15 protein-coding genes are annotated in these 16293 nt (G+C 71.4%); 9 read left to right on the forward strand and 6 right to left on the reverse strand.

Annotated elements, in window-relative coordinates; translation table 11 throughout:
- Window positions 1-3: 3 nt before the first annotated feature.
- A complete protein-coding gene (locus F8O04_RS00830; protein WP_188726352.1) occupies window positions 4-1944 on the reverse strand; it encodes an alpha/beta-hydrolase family protein in 1941 nt (646 codons plus the stop codon).
- 147 nt (window positions 1945-2091) lie between these two features.
- Here F8O04_RS00830 and F8O04_RS00835 point away from each other — a divergent pair, with 147 nt between their 5' ends.
- The gene (locus F8O04_RS00835) at window positions 2092-2424 is read left to right on the forward strand and encodes a PadR family transcriptional regulator (protein WP_158027437.1); all 333 of its coding nucleotides are present in this window, start codon (window positions 2092-2094) and stop codon (window positions 2422-2424) included.
- 2 nt (window positions 2425-2426) lie between these two features.
- Entirely contained in the window at window positions 2427-3428 is a 1002-nt protein-coding gene (locus F8O04_RS00840) for a permease prefix domain 1-containing protein (RefSeq protein WP_158027438.1), read from the forward strand.
- Between the two features lie 61 nt (window positions 3429-3489).
- Here the strand turns inward: F8O04_RS00840 and F8O04_RS00845 are convergent, their stop codons facing one another.
- Both F8O04_RS00845 and F8O04_RS00850 read right to left on the reverse strand, forming a co-directional pair.
- Entirely contained in the window at window positions 3490-4371 is an 882-nt protein-coding gene (locus F8O04_RS00845; protein WP_158027439.1) for a sigma-70 family RNA polymerase sigma factor, read from the reverse strand.
- A 35-nt stretch (window positions 4372-4406) separates the two neighbouring features.
- Window positions 4407-4865, reverse strand: a complete 459-nt coding sequence (locus F8O04_RS00850) for a carboxymuconolactone decarboxylase family protein (RefSeq protein WP_158027440.1) — start codon at window positions 4863-4865, stop codon at window positions 4407-4409.
- 240 nt (window positions 4866-5105) lie between these two features.
- Between F8O04_RS00850 and F8O04_RS00855 the strand changes: the two genes are divergently transcribed.
- Both F8O04_RS00855 and F8O04_RS00860 read left to right on the forward strand, forming a co-directional pair.
- Window positions 5106-6848, forward strand: coding sequence for an ABC-F family ATP-binding cassette domain-containing protein (locus F8O04_RS00855; protein WP_158027441.1), 1743 nt, complete (start codon window positions 5106-5108; stop codon window positions 6846-6848).
- A 157-nt stretch (window positions 6849-7005) separates the two neighbouring features.
- On the forward strand, window positions 7006-7560 hold the full coding sequence (locus F8O04_RS00860) for a YceI family protein (protein WP_158027442.1): 555 nt from the start codon (window positions 7006-7008) through the stop codon (window positions 7558-7560).
- A gap of 131 nt (window positions 7561-7691) precedes the next feature.
- On the opposite strand, the gene F8O04_RS00865 is transcribed toward F8O04_RS00860, so the two are convergent.
- Window positions 7692-8273 carry an HhH-GPD-type base excision DNA repair protein gene (locus F8O04_RS00865; protein WP_158027443.1) on the reverse strand — a complete coding sequence of 194 codons (582 nt, stop codon included), beginning with the start codon at window positions 8271-8273 and terminating at the stop codon, window positions 7692-7694.
- 186 nt (window positions 8274-8459) lie between these two features.
- On the opposite strand from F8O04_RS00865, the gene F8O04_RS00870 reads away from it, so the two are divergent.
- The 5 genes from F8O04_RS00870 to F8O04_RS00890 are packed head-to-tail and all read left to right on the forward strand — an operon-like array spanning window position 8460 to window position 14452.
- Window positions 8460-9908 carry an amidase gene (locus tag F8O04_RS00870; protein ID WP_158027444.1) on the forward strand — a complete coding sequence of 483 codons (1449 nt, stop codon included), beginning with the start codon at window positions 8460-8462 and terminating at the stop codon, window positions 9906-9908.
- Window positions 9905-10813: a branched-chain amino acid ABC transporter permease gene (locus tag F8O04_RS00875; protein ID WP_158027445.1), complete on the forward strand. Its 909-nt coding sequence runs from the start codon at window positions 9905-9907 to the stop codon at window positions 10811-10813. Before F8O04_RS00870 ends, F8O04_RS00875 begins: the two co-directional genes overlap by 4 nt.
- Window positions 10744-11958, forward strand: a complete 1215-nt coding sequence (locus F8O04_RS00880) for an ABC transporter substrate-binding protein (protein ID WP_158027446.1) — start codon at window positions 10744-10746, stop codon at window positions 11956-11958. The genes F8O04_RS00875 and F8O04_RS00880 overlap by 70 nt, the downstream gene beginning before the upstream one ends.
- A complete protein-coding gene (locus F8O04_RS00885) occupies window positions 11952-13760 on the forward strand; it encodes a branched-chain amino acid ABC transporter ATP-binding protein/permease (RefSeq protein WP_158027447.1) in 1809 nt (602 codons plus the stop codon). The genes F8O04_RS00880 and F8O04_RS00885 overlap by 7 nt, the downstream gene beginning before the upstream one ends.
- Before the next feature lie 56 nt (window positions 13761-13816).
- Complete coding sequence (locus F8O04_RS00890; RefSeq protein WP_188726351.1) at window positions 13817-14452, forward strand: ABC transporter ATP-binding protein; 636 nt, start codon at window positions 13817-13819, stop codon at window positions 14450-14452.
- Here F8O04_RS00890 and F8O04_RS00895 read toward each other — a convergent pair.
- Both F8O04_RS00895 and F8O04_RS00900 read right to left on the reverse strand, forming a co-directional pair.
- The gene (locus F8O04_RS00895) at window positions 14449-15438 is read right to left on the reverse strand and encodes a helix-turn-helix domain-containing protein (RefSeq protein WP_158027449.1); all 990 of its coding nucleotides are present in this window, start codon (window positions 15436-15438) and stop codon (window positions 14449-14451) included. The genes F8O04_RS00890 and F8O04_RS00895 overlap by 4 nt on opposite strands.
- Window positions 15439-15548: 110 nt before the next feature.
- Window positions 15549-16211 (reverse strand): GntR family transcriptional regulator, encoded by a 663-nt coding sequence (locus F8O04_RS00900; protein ID WP_158027450.1) that lies wholly within the window; start codon window positions 16209-16211, stop codon window positions 15549-15551.
- Window positions 16212-16293 lie beyond the last annotated feature (82 nt).

Raw genomic sequence — 16293 nt, forward strand, 5'->3', positions numbered from 1 at the left:
CGGCTACCGCTGCGGCAGCGATGCGCGGATGCTCTCGGTGACCCGCGCGAGGGTCGCGTCGTCGAGGCCGGTGCCGAGCACGGCGTCCCAGGCCGGCACGTACTCCTCGAAGTAGCGGTGCGCGACGCCGCCGGGAGTGTCGACTGCTGCGGGCATGTCGGTCGTGACCTGCCAGAACGTCACGGCCGACATCCACTGCATGCGCGTCGTCACGTCACGCCCCGCCCGCTCGCGCATCCACGCCGGGCGGCGCGTGAGCAGGCGCGGCGACCACCAGACGATGGGATCGCTCGCATGCTGCAGCATGGCCAGACGTGGCGCCTGCCACGTCCCGAGCGGAGTCCCGGCCGCGTCGGCGTCGAGCTCGGCGGGCCTGGTGGCGAAGCGGATGCGCCTGCCGCCGTCGATCACCGGCGTCACCTCCGGCGAGCCCTCGTCGCGTGAGGCCACGAGCGCGTCCCAGTGGCGCGAGACGCGTGGGGCTCCGGCGAGCACGCCGCCGTCGATCCGCGCGAGCAGCTCGTCGATCGACGACTCGGCGCCGAGCACTCCGAAGGCGCCGAGTGACTCACCGGTCACGAACACCCGGGGACGCTGCTGCGGCGGCCGGGGCGAGAGGTCGCGCTCGACCGCGTCGAGCAGGGCCCGCGCCGCGATGATCGGGCCGCGAGGGTGGCCGAGCACGGCCAGGCCGCTCGGAAGCAGGGTGTACTGCACGGCGACCGTCGCGCAGTTGCCGCCGGTGAGGTGCTCGACGGCCCCGACGGACCAGTCGGACAGCCATCCCGTCCCCGTCGTCGTCGCGATGACGAGCACGTCGCGGTCGTAGGCGCCCGTGCGGCGCAGCTCGCTCGTGGCGGCCCGCGCTGCGCCCGCGATACTTCGCCAGGATGCCACGCTCGTGAACGCGCGAATCGGCTCGATGGCGTCGCGCCCCGTCGCGGAAGCGATGTCGGTGGCCGACGCGCCTGACCCCGCGAATGCCCGACCGTGTCGTCCGAGTGCGCTCCACGCCACGGGCGATGCGGGGCTCCCCGACCGGAGCGGCGTGGTCGGGCGGGTCACCCCGGGGATGTCGAGGTCGTTGTTGGCCGTCGCGGTCGCGACCATGCGGCTCCAGATGCGCCGGACCGCCCGGTCGCCCGCAACGGTGAGGACCGCGGCGGGCAGGGCTACCCCCGCGACGAGGGCGACGGCGCCCGGCGCAACGCTGCGGAGCCGTGAGCGCACGCCGCGCGCCGCGATGAGCCGCAGCCATTCGAGACCGAGCGCGCCCGCCGCGATGCCGGTACCGGCGGCCATGCCCGCGAGCTGCTCGCGCCTCGCGGGCATCCGGGCGCGCACGAGCCGCGCAATCTCGCTCTGGCGCGTCACGCTGGTGCGCAGCGAGGCGACCGTGCCGGCTCCGGCCAGGCCGCCGACCACGGCGGCCGACGCAGCTCGCACGTCGTCGCGCTCGAGCATCCGGCCGATGTGCAGGAGCACCGCCCCGGCCAACGGCGACGTCGCGCGCCCGCGGACGGCCCAGGGTCGCGTGCGAGCCCGGGTCGTGCGGCGTGCCCGGGCACGCTCGCTCGCGCTCAGCCGGGCGCCGTCGCCACCGAGCCGAACCGCACTCGGCCGCGTCGATGGTCCCGCCCCGCGACCGGCGATGAGCCGTCGGAGCACGAACCACGCCGCGCGCACGGCGAGGTGCAACGACCGGCCCGTCATGTAGCCCGAGATCTGCGACAGCCCAATGGCGACCGCCGTCATCCACCAGCGACGGGGGATGAGGCTCGGCCCGAGGGCCGCCCAGCCGAACACCTGGGCGATGACGAGGCCCCAGCGGTCGATCCAGCCGAAGGGGCGCGTGGCGATGTCGACACGCACCGACACCCGCGTCGCCCGCTTGCCGTGGCGGAGTGATCGCCGAAACGGGTGCTGCCAGCTGTTCGACGCCATGTGCGAAGTGTGCCGTGCCCTGGGTGCTCCTCGGTGAACGCGATGCCTGGCGCGCCGGTCATGAAGCATCCGCCCCCGCATGTTTGACGACGGCTACTGCATGACATAGAGTAATTACTGCATCACATGCAGTAGACGGGGGTCACGATGATCGGGAGCGATCTCATCCGAGGTTCACTCGACCTCGTGATCCTGAGTGTGCTGCTCGAGGGCGAGTCGTACGGCTACGCCATCGCCAAGCGCATCGACGAGCGCTCGCGGGGCGACTACGTCGTGAAAGAGACCACGCTCTACGCCGCGATCAGGCGGCTCGAGGCTCGAGGCGATCTCGAGTCGTTCCCCGGCGTCGAGACCAACGGGCGCCCGCGCACGTACTACCGCATCACTGACGAGGGTGCCGCGCGGCACCATGACAAGCGCGAGGAATGGCGGCACGCGACTGATGTCGTCGCCCGATTCCTCGCGTCAGACGGGAGCTGACCATGAACGACACCATCCGCACCTACATCGGCGGGCTCTTCGCCGATCTGCCCTCGTCGCCCGAGATCGAGCGCGCGCACGCCGAACTGCAGCAGATGAGCGAGGACAAGTATCGCGAGCTGCGCGAGGCCGGCGTGAGTGAGCACGAGGCAACGGGCCGCGTGATCACCGAGTTCGGCAACCTCGACGAGCTGGCCGACGCCCTCGGCATCCGCCGAGAGGTCGACGACGCCGCGCTCGGGCCGAAGGTGCCCATCCTTTCGTCGGGCGAGGTCGACGGTATGCTGCGCCGATCGCGGAGCGCGTCGATGCTCATCGCGGGCGGCGTCTGGCTCATCCTGATCGGGCTCGGCTGCACCGTGCTCATCGGCCAGACCGAGTATGCGGCGGCGGGCGCGGTGCCGCTGCTGCTCGCCGTCGCCATCGCGGTCGGCATGTTCATCGTGGGCGGGCGAGCGACGCAGCGGTCGATCGGCACGCTGCAGCAGGGCGAGGCCCGCGTGGAGCCGCGCGTCGCCGAAGACGTCAGCGCGCTGCGCGAGCGCAGCGAGGGCGGGTTCACGGCGGCGATCGTCGCGGGCGTCGGCATCATCATCCTGAGCGTCGCGATCCCCACCACGCTCACCGCCCTTCAGGTCGACGGGGCGAGCACGCTCGGCTCAGTCGGCCTGCTCATCGTCGTCGGTCTGGGCATCGGCATCCTGGTCGTCTCCGGCATGCGCCGCAGCGCGCTCGACACCGTCGTGCAGTCGGGGCGCCCCCGCACGCCCGTCAACGGGGAAGACGAGGCGCGCGCCTCGCTGATCGGCCGCGTCGCGGCGGTGTACTGGCCGGCCGTGGTGCTCGTGTACTTGGCGTGGAGCTTCCTCGGCAGCGCGTGGGGGCAGTCATGGGTGGTGTTCCCGATCGCCGGCGTCGGCTTCGCCGTCGTCGTGGGCCTGGTCGCGCTGTTCCGGCCGGCCGGTTCGAGCGTGAGCTCGAGCGCCGGGGGAGCGGCCCGGTAGGCAGCGGGGTCCGCGGCGACAGCAGGCCCGCCAACGTCGCCGCGGACGCTCCCCGGGATGCTCAGAGCGCCCGCGCGAGCTTGTCCGGGTTCGAGATGCGCCGCAGGCCGCGGATGCGCCCCGCCGAGTCGAGCTCGAGCGAGATGACGTCTCGTTCGTCGGCGAGGCGCAGTGAGATCGCCGCCTCGCCGTTCACCTCGACGGGCGCCACCTCCACCGTCATCGCCGGGTCGGCCCGGCGCCGCTTGCCGATGACGCCGGCGAAGAACCGCGCGATGCGGTGTGCGCCGAAGACGGGGTTCATCGCGCTGCGCATCCTGCCGCCGCCGTCCGCCCACAGCACCGCGTCGTCTGACAGGAGCGCCACGACCTCGCCGACCTCACCCGACTCGATCGCCCGCATGAGTCGCTCGATGACGGCCGGGTTGCCGCCCTGCGGTGCCGCGCCGTCGCGATCGATCCCGAGCCGCCGCTCGCCGCGCGAGATCAGCTGCCGCACCGCGACCGGCGTGCGGTCGATGACCGGCGCGATCTCGGGCGCCGTCATGCCGAAGGCGCGATGCAGCACGATCGCGGCGCGCGCCTCGGGGGTGAGCTGCTCGGCGAGGTGCAGCAGCGTGATCGAGAGCAGCTCCCGGTTCGCCGCGACCTCATCGGGCAATCGGTCGGTCGCGACGGGCTCGGGCAGCCACGGCCCCGGGTAGTCCTCGCGTCGTGCGGCGACGTGTCGCAGTCGATCGATCGAGCGGCGCACGCACGTCGTCGTGAGCCAGGCCGGCCACGAGTCGACCGTGCCGCTCCGCTCGGCCTGCCACGCCTCGAGGGCGACCTCGGAGACGACGTCTTCGGCAAGACCGAAGTCGCCGAGCATTCGGTATGCGATACCGAGCAGCCGCCCGCGATCGCGATCCCACGCGGTCGCAGCGGCACTCGGCGTCGTCACGTTCGCAGCGTAGGTCACGGCACCGCCCAGCCGGCTCAGGCCCGGGGCTGCTCGTCGTCCACCGGCGGCTCGAGCCTCGTCGAGATCGCGATGCGGTTCCAGGCGTTGATCGTCGCGATGGCGAGCACAAGGTCGCCGAGCTGCCGCTCGTCGAAGTGCGTGGCCGCGGCATTCCAGATCTCGTCGGTCACCGTGTCCGGGCCGAGTGCCGTGACGGCGTCGGTGAGGGCGAACACGGCGCGCTCGCGGTCGTCGAACAGCGCACCCGCGTGCTGCCAGGCGGCGACGGCGGCGAGCTTGCGCTCGGGGATGCCGTTCTCGCGGGCGTCGGTCGCGTGCATGTCGACGCAGAACCCGCAGCCGTTCACGATCGACGCGCGCAGCTTGACGAGCTCGTAGAGCTCGAGGTCGAGCGCGCCGCGGACATAGCCGTCGAGCGCCGCGACCGCGCGGTACCCCTCGCGGTTCGTCGATGCGATGTTGATGCGTGACATGGTCTTCCCTTCGTGTGGTCGCGCGCCCATCGCGCGCACTCACCCAAGGTGTCGGAACGGGGCGAACGAGTGTGACAGCTCCCCAGGCGGGAATTCGCCCTGGGCCCCGGGGCAGCCCTGTGCTAACGTCTCGCCCGTGAAGTCCTGATCGAGTCCGACCCGTGCGCGAGGCTGTGCCCCGCGGGTTTCGCTTCGATCCCGAAAGACCCCGTGTCCGCTCACACGACTTCATCTTCATCCATGCATGCACGCGCCCTCCGCGCGGAGGGTCTCTCGCACGCCTACCGTGGCAGGCGCATCCTGAGCGACGTCTCGCTCACGGTGCCGCCGGGCGCCCGCGTCGGGCTCATCGGCGAGAACGGCAGCGGCAAGTCGACACTGCTGCGGCTGCTCGCCGGCGTCGAAGCGCCGGACGCGGGGGTCATCTCGCGTCCCGATCGAACCGGACTGCTGTGGCAGGAGCCGCCGTTCGACGCCGGCGCGACCATCGACGACGTGCTCGCCGACGCGCTCTCGAGCGCGCGGGCGATCGAGGCCGCCCTCGAGGAGGCGGCGATGCAGCTGGCCGACGGCGGCGACGAGGCGGCCCGGGTCTACGAGGCCGCGCTCGACGAGGCCGCGCGCGCCGACGTCTGGGCGGCGCCCGCCCGAGCCGACGCGACGCTCGCCGCGCTCGGACTCGGCTCGTTGGACCGCTCACGGCCTGTCGGCGCGCTCTCCGGCGGGCAGCGATCCAGGTTGTCGCTCGCGTGGCTGCTGATTCGTCGTCCGACCGCGCTGCTCCTCGACGAGCCCACGAACCACCTCGATGACGGGGCGGTGGCGTTCCTGCGCACGACGCTGTCCGACTGGCCCGGGCCCGTGCTCTTCGCGAGCCACGACCGGGCGTTCCTCGACGAAGCCGCGACCTCGTTGCTCGACCTCGACCCGATACCGCACGAGGGCGACGGGGCGGAGCGGCGCGAGGATGCCGGCAGTGCCGCCACCGCGGCGACCGGCGCCGCTGCGGCAGACTCCGCGGTGGGCGATGGGCCGGATGCCGGGGGATCGGCCGCGGATGGCCTCGACGTGGCGTCGGGTCGCGGTGCGACCGTCTTCGGCGGCACGTTCAGTGACTACCTCGTCGAGCGCGAACGCCGCCGGGAGCGCTGGCGCGTGCGCTACCGGGACGAGCAGGCCGAGCTCGCACGGCTCGAGGCGCTTGCCGAGCGTGCGCACGGCTTCGGGCGCACGAGCGCGAGCCGGGCCGAGTTGCGCATGGCGCGCAAGTTCTTCGCCGACCGCAATGCGCGCGTGATCTCGCAGCGCGTGCGGTCGGCCGAGCGACAGGCCGACGAACTTGCCAGGTCGGCCGTCGGAGCGCCACCCGAGCCGCTGCGATTCTCACCGCCGCGGCACGAGCGCCCGCTCGACGGCGGGCCGATTATCGAGGTCGACGGCGTCGAGGTGCGCGGCCGTCTTCGGCCGGTGACCCTGACGCTCGGTCCCGGCGACGCCGTGCTCGTGACGGGCGCGAATGGGGCGGGCAAGTCGACCCTGCTGCATGTCCTGGCGGGCCGGCTCGCGCCCACCGCGGGTCACTGGCGGGCGGTCGGCGGCACGCGGGCCGGCCTGCTCGAGCAGGACGTGACCTTCGTGCATCCCGAGCGCAGCGCATCCCGGGTCTATCGCGACGTGGTCGGCGCCGAGCGCGCCGAGTCCGTGCCGCTCGACACGTTCGGGCTGCTCTCGACGGGTGAGGCGGAACGGCAGGTCGGCGAGCTCTCGGTCGGGCAGCGGCGCCGCGTCGCCCTGGCGATCGTGCTCGCCGATCCGCCCGAGCTGCTGCTGCTCGATGAACCCACCAACCACCTGTCGCTCGCGCTCGCAACCGAGCTGGAATCGGCGCTCGCGTCCTATCCGGGGGCGGTCGTCGTCGCGTCACACGACCGATGGCTCCGGCGCCGATGGCACGGCACGCGACTCGAGCTCGCACCCGTCTGACGTGACCGCCCGACGACCACTCGGCAAACTCTATGAAAAAGACTGGACATGAATACTTGTAGCCTTTAGCATTTGTGGCGTACCGCAGTGTGCAGCCGCGCGCCCCCTCGCCGTGGAGTCCTCTGCACAGCACCGCACACCACGAAGGAGCATCCCTATGACCAACGCCGCTGAGATCGACGGCTGGACCGCCGGCACCTGGACCATCGACCCCACCCACTCGGAGGTCGGCTTTCAGGCGCGCCACCTCGGCATCTCGAAGGTGAAGGGAACGTTCGACCGCTTCTCGGGCACCATCACGACCGGCGAGTCGCTGGAAGACTCGCGCGTCGAGGCCACCGTCGAGGTCGCCTCGGTGAACACCAATCAGGAGCAGCGCGACCAGCACCTCCGCGCGAGCGACTTCTTCCTCGCCGACGAGCACCCCACCTTCACCTTCACGTCGACCGGCGTGACCGTGAACGGCGACGACATCACGGTCGTCGGCGACCTCACGCTCCGCGGCGTCACGAAGCCGATCGACTTCGCGGTCGACTTCGGCGGCATCACCGTTGACGGCTACGGCACCAAGAAGCTCGGCCTCGAGGCCGAGACCACGATCAACCGCCACGACTTCGGCGTCTCATGGAACGCCCCGACCGAGGCCGGCGGCCTCACGCTTGGCGACAACGTGAAGATCACGCTCGACCTGCAGGCGAACCTCGACGCGTAGTCCGCGCCCGGCGCAGACACTGCGTCATTCGGGCCGCGGCCCGGTGGGATGCCACCGGGCCGCGGCCCGTTTTTCGTTCACGACGCGGCGAGACGGCAACACGGCAGAGTCTCGGACGCCGCCGGTGCGCCTTAGGCCTTCGTCGCCTTCGCCGCGGCCTTGGCAGCCTTCTTGGCGGCGCGGACCTCGACGAGCGATTCGGCGTCGACGATGTCGGCGACCGACCGCTTCGAGCCGGCTTCCCCGTAGGGAGCGGCGGCCGCCTCCCAGCCGTCGCCCGTGAAACCGCCCTGCTTGCCGAGCAGCGCGAGGAAGATGCGCGCCTTCTGCTCGCCGAAGCCGGGGAGCGCCTTCAGGCGGCGCAGCACCTCGGGCCCGTCCGGGTCGCCCTCGCGCCAAAGGTTGCCCGCATCGCCGCCCCAATCGTCGACGACGGCGCTCGCGAGCTGCTGCACGCGCTTCGCCATCGACCCGGGGAACCGGTGCACGGCAGGCTTCTCGGCGAAGGAGGCGAGGAACGCTTCGGGGTCCATCGATGCGACGGTCGCGGCGTCGAACGAGCCGAGCCGGTCGCGGAGCTTCGCCGGTCCAGCGAACGCGACCTCCATCGCCACCTGCTGGTCGAGCAGCATGCCGGTGAGCAGGGCGAAGTCGTCATCGGAGAGCAGACGGTCTGCGGCGTCATCGCCGGTCAGGTGCAGGTCGCGCGTCATGGCGACCACCATACGCGCGCAGGGTGTTCGCCCGGATCGGCCGAAGGGCGCCAGCTGCTCGGAGCGCTGTGCACGCATCGCCGATCCACATGGCACGCTCGGGCAACCCGGGACGCCGCACCGCCCCTAGCCTCGTCCGAAAGCGCCGGGCCCATTCGTTCGGCCCGGGACAGAGAGGTCACCGCATTGCTCACACCGTTCAGTCCTGCTCTCGACATCTCCGCCGCCGTCCGGCGTCGCGACGTGAGCCCCGTCGAGGTCACGCAGTTGTATCTCGACCGCATCGATCGGTTCGACGACGACCTCGGCGCGATCGTCTGGATCGACGCGGAGGCCTCGCTCGCCGAGGCGCGTCGGGCGGAGCAGGCGGTCATGGACGGCGACGAGCTCGGCCCCCTGCACGGCGTGCCGTTCCCGGTGAAGGACCTGCATGCGGCGGCCGGCCAGCCGCTGTTCATGGGGTCGCTCGGCGTGCGCGAGCGCGTGCAAGTCGAGAACGAGCCGGGCGTTGGACTGCTGCGGGCCGCGGGCGCAACACTCCTCGGTCGCTCGCATGCGCCCGAAGCGGGCACCATGTGCGTCACGGAGACGAGCCGCTTCGGCACTGCCCGCAACCCGTGGGACCTCTCGCGCTCGCCGGGCGGATCGAGCGGGGGTGCCGCGGCCGCGGTCGCTGCCGGGCTGGCCCCGTTCGCGCACGCGTCAGACGGCGGCGGGTCGGTGCGCGGCCCGGCCTCGGCGTGCGGCCTTGTCGGGCTCAAACCTTCACGCGGTCGCGTCTCGACACGACACGCGGGCTGGGAGCACGCCGCGACCGAGGGCGTCGAGACGCGAACGATCGCCGACACCGCCACGATCCTCGACGTCATGAGCGTCTTCGAGCCGCGTGCCATGTACAACGCTCCCGCGCCGGGAGGGACCTTCGCCGAGGCGGCAGCATCGGGCGCGAACGGTGCCGTTCCGAAGCTGCGCATCGGCCTCGTTACTGAGGCGCCTGGCGGCCTCCCGGTCGACGAAGCGTGCATCGCGGCCGCGACCAGCGCCGCAAAACTGCTCGCCGACCTCGGACACGAGGTGGTGCCCTTCGCGCTTCGCACCTACAGCGCGGAGGCCGTGACCGGGTACATCACCCACATCATGGATGCGGCGGTCGCCACGATCCCGTTCGACGACCCCGAGGCGATCGAGCCGTACCTCAAGGTGCGTCGCGCCCGCGCGCTCGAGGCATCGGCAGCCGACTATGTCGCGAGCGCGATGCGCATCCAGGACGAGAGCTGGCACATCGTTTCCCAGTTCGGCCGCGACATCGATATCGTCCTCAGCCCCACGATGGCGCGTCCTCCTGCCCCGGCAGGGGAGCTCGTCGCGGAGGCCAACGCGCAGCCGCACGAGATGCGTCTGCGCGAAGCCCAGATGGTCGCGTTCACGAGCTGGGTGAACCTCGCGGGCTTGCCCGCGATCTCGCTGCCCCTGCACACGGCGAGCGACGGCCTGCCCATCGGGGTGCAGCTCGTCGGCGGCCCGTGGGGTGAGGCGACACTGCTCGCACTCGCTGCGTCGATCGAGCAGGCGGTGCCGTGGGCGGGCATCGTTCCGCCCGCCTTCGCGGTGCATGCCGAGCCCGCGCAGCCATGATCGAATTCCTGTTCTCCGTCCTCACGCAGCTCGGGCTGTACGGACTCCTCGCTCTCTCGCTCTCCCTCGTGTTCGGCGCGAGCCGGGTGGTGAACCTCGCCGTCGGCGACTTCGCGGCGATCGGCGCCTTCGTCGTGTATGCGACGGCCGGTTTGCCGTTCGGTGTGAGCGTGCTCGTGGCGATCGTCGTGTCGATTCCGCTGCTCGTCGCGATCGAGCGCGGCCTGCTTGCGCGGGTGCTGCACAGCCCCCTCGCAACGCTCCTGATCACCTGGGGCGTTGGCATGCTCATTCGCCAGACGTGCGAGGTGATCTGGGGAGCGACCCCGAGTTCGATCGCCGCACCGGTCGAGGGCAGCATCGAGGTCTTCGGAATCACCTACCCCGCGTACCGGCTTGTGGTGGGTGTCGTCGCGGTGCTGATCTGCGTCGGCGTGCTGGCCGCGATCTACGGAACGCGAATCGGGTTGCGCATCCGCGCCGTTTCAGACAATTCGCCCATGGCCTCGCTCCTGGGCGTCCCGCCCGCGGCGACCCGCACGCTCGTGTTCGTCATCGCCGGCATGCTGGCCGTGCTCGCGGGTGCCCTCTACGCGCCGATCCTCGGGGTGTACCCGTCGCTCGGCTTCAACCTGCTGCTGCCGGCCTTCGTGGCGCTGCTGCTGGCGCAGCCGGGGTCGTTCCGGGGCGCCGCCATTGCCGCTCTCCTCGTCGTCGTCGTGCAGATCGTGCTGCGGCGATTCTTCCCCGACACGGTTGCCGACACGATCTTTTTCGCCGCCGTCCTCATCGTCATCAGCGTCCGCTCCCTCCCCCTCATCGGAAAGGCACGATCATGGTTCACTCGCCTGTTCACCGCCCACGCACCCTCGTCCGCGCCATCGGCATCGTCGCCGCGTGCGTGATGACCGCTTCGCTCGCCGCCTGCGGATCGAGCATCGGGCCCGCCGCAGAGGGCGGTGACTCGGGCGCACTCAAGGTCGGCGTCGTCGTTCCCGCGACGGGCGTCACCTCATCGGCCGGCCTTGCGCTCCAGGCCGGCGTTGAGATCGCCATCGAGACGATCAACGATGAGGGCGGTGTCAACGGTCAGCCAATTGAGTACGAGGTCGAAGACGACCGCGGCGACCCCGCCACGACGACCCAGATCGCAAACCGGCTCGCGAGCGACCCCGACATCTCGCTCATGGTCGGCACGATCACCGGCGATACCGCCCAGGCAGCCGCGAGCGTCGCGGACGCGGAGGGACTCCCGTTCGCGACGGCGATCCTCGGCGACCCTTCCGTGTGCAGCGACTACGCGTGGAGCTTCGGCGAATCGATCCGCCAGATGCTCGAGCCGCTCGTGCCCGAGCTGCTCGAGAAGTACGGCACTCGGGTGGCGCTCGTCGGCTCCGATTACGTGTTCCCACGCGACTACTCGGCCGCGGCGCGTGAGATCGTCGCAGACGCTGGCGGCGAGATCGTCGCCGAGGAGTACAGCCCAATGGGCACGACCGACTTCGAGTCGACGATCGGACGACTGGCAGCCGGCGAGCCCGATGTCATCCTGTCGATGGTCGTCGGCGCCGATGCCATCGCGTTCACGCAGCAGGCCGCCGCGTTCGGGCTGCTCACCCCCGAGATCGGCTTCGAGGGCGCCCCCACCGACGCCGACTACTACCCAGCGCTCACGACGCTCGTGGAGGGCCGCGAAAAGGCGGTCCGGTGGACCGACGCGTTCGACGACCCCGAGAGCCAGGCCTTCGTCGAGGCCTACCGCGAGCGCACCGGCAGCGACGCCCCGATCCCCGAGGTGGCCGCGAATGCGTACTTCGCGATGCGATTCATCGCGGCGGCCGCGAATGACGCCGGCGTAACCGACCGCGAGGGGATCAACGAGGCGATCGGCTCGTTCAGCTATGACTCGCCGCTCGGCGACGGCACGCACTTCGACGGCGACCGGAACATCCTGCAGGCGAACATCTTCACGGCGATGATCCAGCCCGGCGGCGTGTACGAGATCGTTGAGGACCACGGCATCATTCCCGACACGGGGGCGCCGTGCTAGCCGGCACGTCCGAGGCCGCCTCGCCCGGCACTGCGCCGGGCGAGGCGGCCTCGCCCGGCGGCCGGGCCCGCCGCGACGCCCGCCTCGGCCGGCTGGGTGTCGCGGGGGCCGCCGCCGCGGTCGTCGCGCTGCTGGTGCTGCCGTTCGGCGTCAACCCGGTCGCCCTCAGCATCGTCACCCTCGGCCTCGTCTACGGCCTGTTCACCTACGGCCTCGACCTGTCGTGGGGACGCGTGGGTCTCATCAGCGTCGGCCAGGCGGCGTTCTTCGGCCTCGGCGCGTACGGCGTCGCGATCGCCGAGCGCTTCGGCGTGAGCATCGTGCTCGGGGCGGTGGCCGGCGTGCTGCTGGCGGCAGGGATCGGTGCGCTCGTCGCGGCGCTGTCGCTGCAGGTGCGCGGTGAGAAGGCCGTTCCCCTCTTCATCCTCTTCACGCTCGCGGTGAGCCAGCTGCTGACCCGAGCCGCGACGTCGATGCCCGAGACGACGGGCGGGTCGAACGGATCGACCGTCGAGCGCCTGCCGGTTGTGGGTGGCTACTACCTCGTCGTCGGCGTCGTGGTCGTCGTCGTGCTGCTCACGAACCGCCTGGTGCTGCGCGGGCGGACGGGCGCGGGCCAGATCGCGGTGCTGGCGAACGCGCAGCGGGCCGAGAGCCTCGGTATCGGCCCGACGCGCGTGCAGGTGCTCGCCTTCACGGTCGCCGCGGCCGTCTCGGCGGTGGCTGGCACGCTGTTCGCCCAGGTTTCGGGCATCGTCACACCGGCCTCGCTCGGCATCGCGCTTTCGACGAGCGTGCTCGCATGGCTCGCGGTCGGCGGCAAGCGCGGCCTCGCGGGTCCCTTCCTCGGCGCCCTCGTGCTGACCGTCATCGAGCAGGTCTTCGGCGGCGACCTGCGCAGCCTCTACGTCTTCGGGCTTGCGATCCTGTTCATCGTGGTCGTGTCGGTCGCGCCCGATGGCGTGGCCGGCATCGTTCGCCGGATGCTGCGCGGCGGCAGTGACATGCCTCGCCTACCGAGGATGCGTGCGGTGCGCCCGCGGGACGGCGCCACGGGCGACGCGGGCGCGGCGATCGGCGAGCGCGGCGAACGCGGCGCGCCCGGTACGCCAGAGGTGCTCCTCGAAGTCCGGAATATCACCCAGCGGCTCGGCCGCGCGCGCATCCTCACCGATGTTTCGCTCACCGTGCACCGCGGTGAGATCGTCGCCCTCATCGGGCCGAACGGGGCCGGGAAGTCGACCCTCCTCGCGGCGATCGCGGGGAGCATCCGTCCCGAGCGCGGCGAGATCGTCATGAACGGGCACGAGATCACGACGCTGCGGCCGGCGCAGCGCGCGAGGCGCGGCCTCGGGCGGATGTTCCAGGTGCCGAGCGTGTTCGCCGAGCTGAGCGTCGCCGACAACCGCCGCCTCGCCGCGACGATGGCGGGGGAGTCCGGGCCCGACTCGAAGCATCCGGGGCACGAGGATGACATCGCGGCCGGCGAGCTCTCGATGGCCGAGCGTCGCAACCTCGAGCTCGACATGGTGCTCGCGGGTCCACCGGAGCTCGTGCTGCTCGACGAGCCGGCCGCCGGTCTCTCGCACGACGACGCCACCTCGCTCGCGGGGCGTCTGCGTCATACGAGCGCCGAGAGCGGCTGCGCCATGATCATCGTCGAGCATGACATGGGGCTCGTGCGCGAGGTGGCCGACAGGGTGGTCGTGCTCGCGGAGGGGCGCGTCATCGCGATCGGCACCATGGACGAGGTGGCCGAGCACGACGCCGTGCGGCGCGCGTATCTCGGGGGTGACGCATGAGGAGCGGGGCCATCTTGCGCGCAACCGGCGTGCGCGCTGCGTATCGAGGAGTCGACGTGGTCGGCGGCGTCGATCTCGAGGTCAACTCGGGCGAGGTCGTCGGCGTGCTCGGCCGCAACGGCATGGGCAAATCGAGTCTGCTCGGCGCGATCTTCGGCCTCGTCGACCGGCCGGGAGGCTCGGTCGAGATCGGTGGCACGCGGATCCCGGCTCGCAAGCCGGTCGCGGCGTCGCGGGCAGGCGCGTCGTTCCTGCCGGAAGACCGCGGCGTGTTCCCGTCGCTGACCGTGGCGGAGAACCTCGCGCTCGCGAAGCGTCGCGGGGCGATGCCGTTCGAGCCGACCGAGGTCTTTCCCATGCTCGGCGAGCGGGCGCGGCAGGCGGCGGGCAGCCTCTCCGGCGGCCAGAAGCAGCAGCTCGGGGTGGCCCGTACCGTCCTGTCGGCGACGAGCCTCCTCGCAATCGACGAGCTCACGCACGGGCTGCAACCGAGCATGGTGGTCGAGACGTTCCGTCTGCTGCGTCGCGTCGCCGACTCGGGGCTCGGTGTTCTCGTCATCGACCAGAACCCCGAACTGATCACCAGGCACTGCGACCGCGTGCTCGTGATGGAGGGCGGCCGCGTCGCCCTCGAGGCGACGGTTGGCGACGACACCCTCGACCGCGTTCGAGGAATCTTGGCGCTCGGCTAGCTCGTCTCGTCACCGGCCCAGCGCTGCTCGCGACGCCACCGAGCCGGCGTCGTGCCCTCGACTGCGCGGAACTGTCGGCTGAGCTGCGTTGCGTCGGCGATACCCCAGCGCGCACCGATCGCCGCGACCGGTGCAGCGCCGGTGGCCGGGGAACACAGATCCGCCTTGATGCGGTCGATACGGCGGCGCCGGATCGTCTGGGCGACCGTGGAATCGTTCGCCTCGAACAGACGGTGGAGGTAGCGGACAGAGATGAAGTGCTCGGCTGCGATGCGCCCCGGCGACAGGTCTGGCTCGGCGAGGTGCTCGTCGATCCAGCGGAGCAGCCGGGCGAGCATGCCATCGTCGTTCGAGGGAGAAGCGGCGTGGTGATCGATACCAGCGAGGCCGTCGATCGACTCGCGCAACAGGTTCACGATGAGGTCGCCGAGCCGCGCACGCGAGCCGTGCCGCAGCCCGCCCGCGCGGGCGGGGAGTGAGCCGAGCAATTCGGTCGCGATGTGTGCGGCGGGCATTGTGGAGATTTCGGGGCTCGCGCCGCACAGTTGGTCGTCATCGCCGGACGCACCGATCGCATCGCGCGGGACCTCGGCGACGATGTAGCGGTACGCGGAGTCGAAACGCAGTTCGAACGGCACGCCGCTCGGGTAGAGCGAAAGCGAGCCCGGCCGGAGCGCCAGCGACTGGGTCGCCGTCTGCAGGTGCCCGGTGCCCCGCGTCAGCACGCCGACGAGCATGGTTGAGGCGGGCTCCTTGAGGAAGCCGAGATGTCGCGAGACGATCGCCGAATCTGGGTCGTCGATCGCCGACATGCGCACGGGTCCGAGGCCCCACGAGCCCATCTCGGCCTCGTAGTGAGACCGGTGCACGACCACGGCGTCCATCGCGTGCGTGGTCGCGCGGGGCGCGCCAGGGCGCAAGTAGCCGCTCACGATCGTTCGACCGCGCTCCGTCGTCACGTGCATCCGCTCACCTCCCCGAACCATGCGGGTGACGGGATGCTACTCCGTCCCCGGCCGCGCCAACAGCGCTCGGCGCGGATCGCGACGAGTGAGGAACACGCGGCGCTCGCCTGAGAGGGTCATGGAGACGAGCGTCACGGTCGTCCCACCGAGTCCCCGAGCGCCGCGACGAAATCGCCGAAGCGGTCGCCCTGCACCGACACGTGCTCCTCGATGAGCTGCTCGGCGGACGCCGAATCGCCCGCGCGGATCGCTTCGACGATGGCCCCGTGCTCGGTCGTCGAGCTGCGCATGCGCCCCGGAACGCGCAGCTGCAGCCGGCGGAACGGCCTGAGCCGCAGCAGCAGGCTCTGGGCCGTCCGCGCAAGGAACGCGTTGCCGCTGGCCTCATAGATCGCAAGGTGAAACTGCTCGTTGGCGTAGTAGTACGCATCGGCGTCACCCGATTCGCTGTTGGCGGCGCACGTCTCGCAGGCGGCTTCGATCTCGCGAAGCTGCGCGTCCGACCGTCGTCGCGCGGCGAGGCGCGCGCACATGCCCTCGAGCTCCGACATGACCTCGAACATGTTGAGCATGTCGCGCACCGAGAAGTCCTTGACGAAGGTCCCGCGGTGCGGCTGCGCCTCGACGAGTTCCGTCGCGATGAGCTGGCGCAGCGCCTCGCGAATCGGCGTGCGCGACACCTCGAACTGGGCTGCGAGCTTCACCTCGTCGAGGCGCTCACCGGGCCTGAACGCGCCGGTCACGATGGCCTGCTCGATGTGGTCGCGGATCTCGCCCGCCCGGCTCTGCTTCATATCGTGAGAGCCTATGCCGGTCGGGCTGGTCGCCCGGGCGGCCGACCGTCTCGCGGCAGCCGACGGTCGCGAGACCGCCTGA

The sequence above is a fragment of the Pseudoclavibacter endophyticus genome (genome assembly GCF_008831085.1).
Classification (GTDB): domain Bacteria; phylum Actinomycetota; class Actinomycetes; order Actinomycetales; family Microbacteriaceae; genus Pseudoclavibacter; species Pseudoclavibacter endophyticus.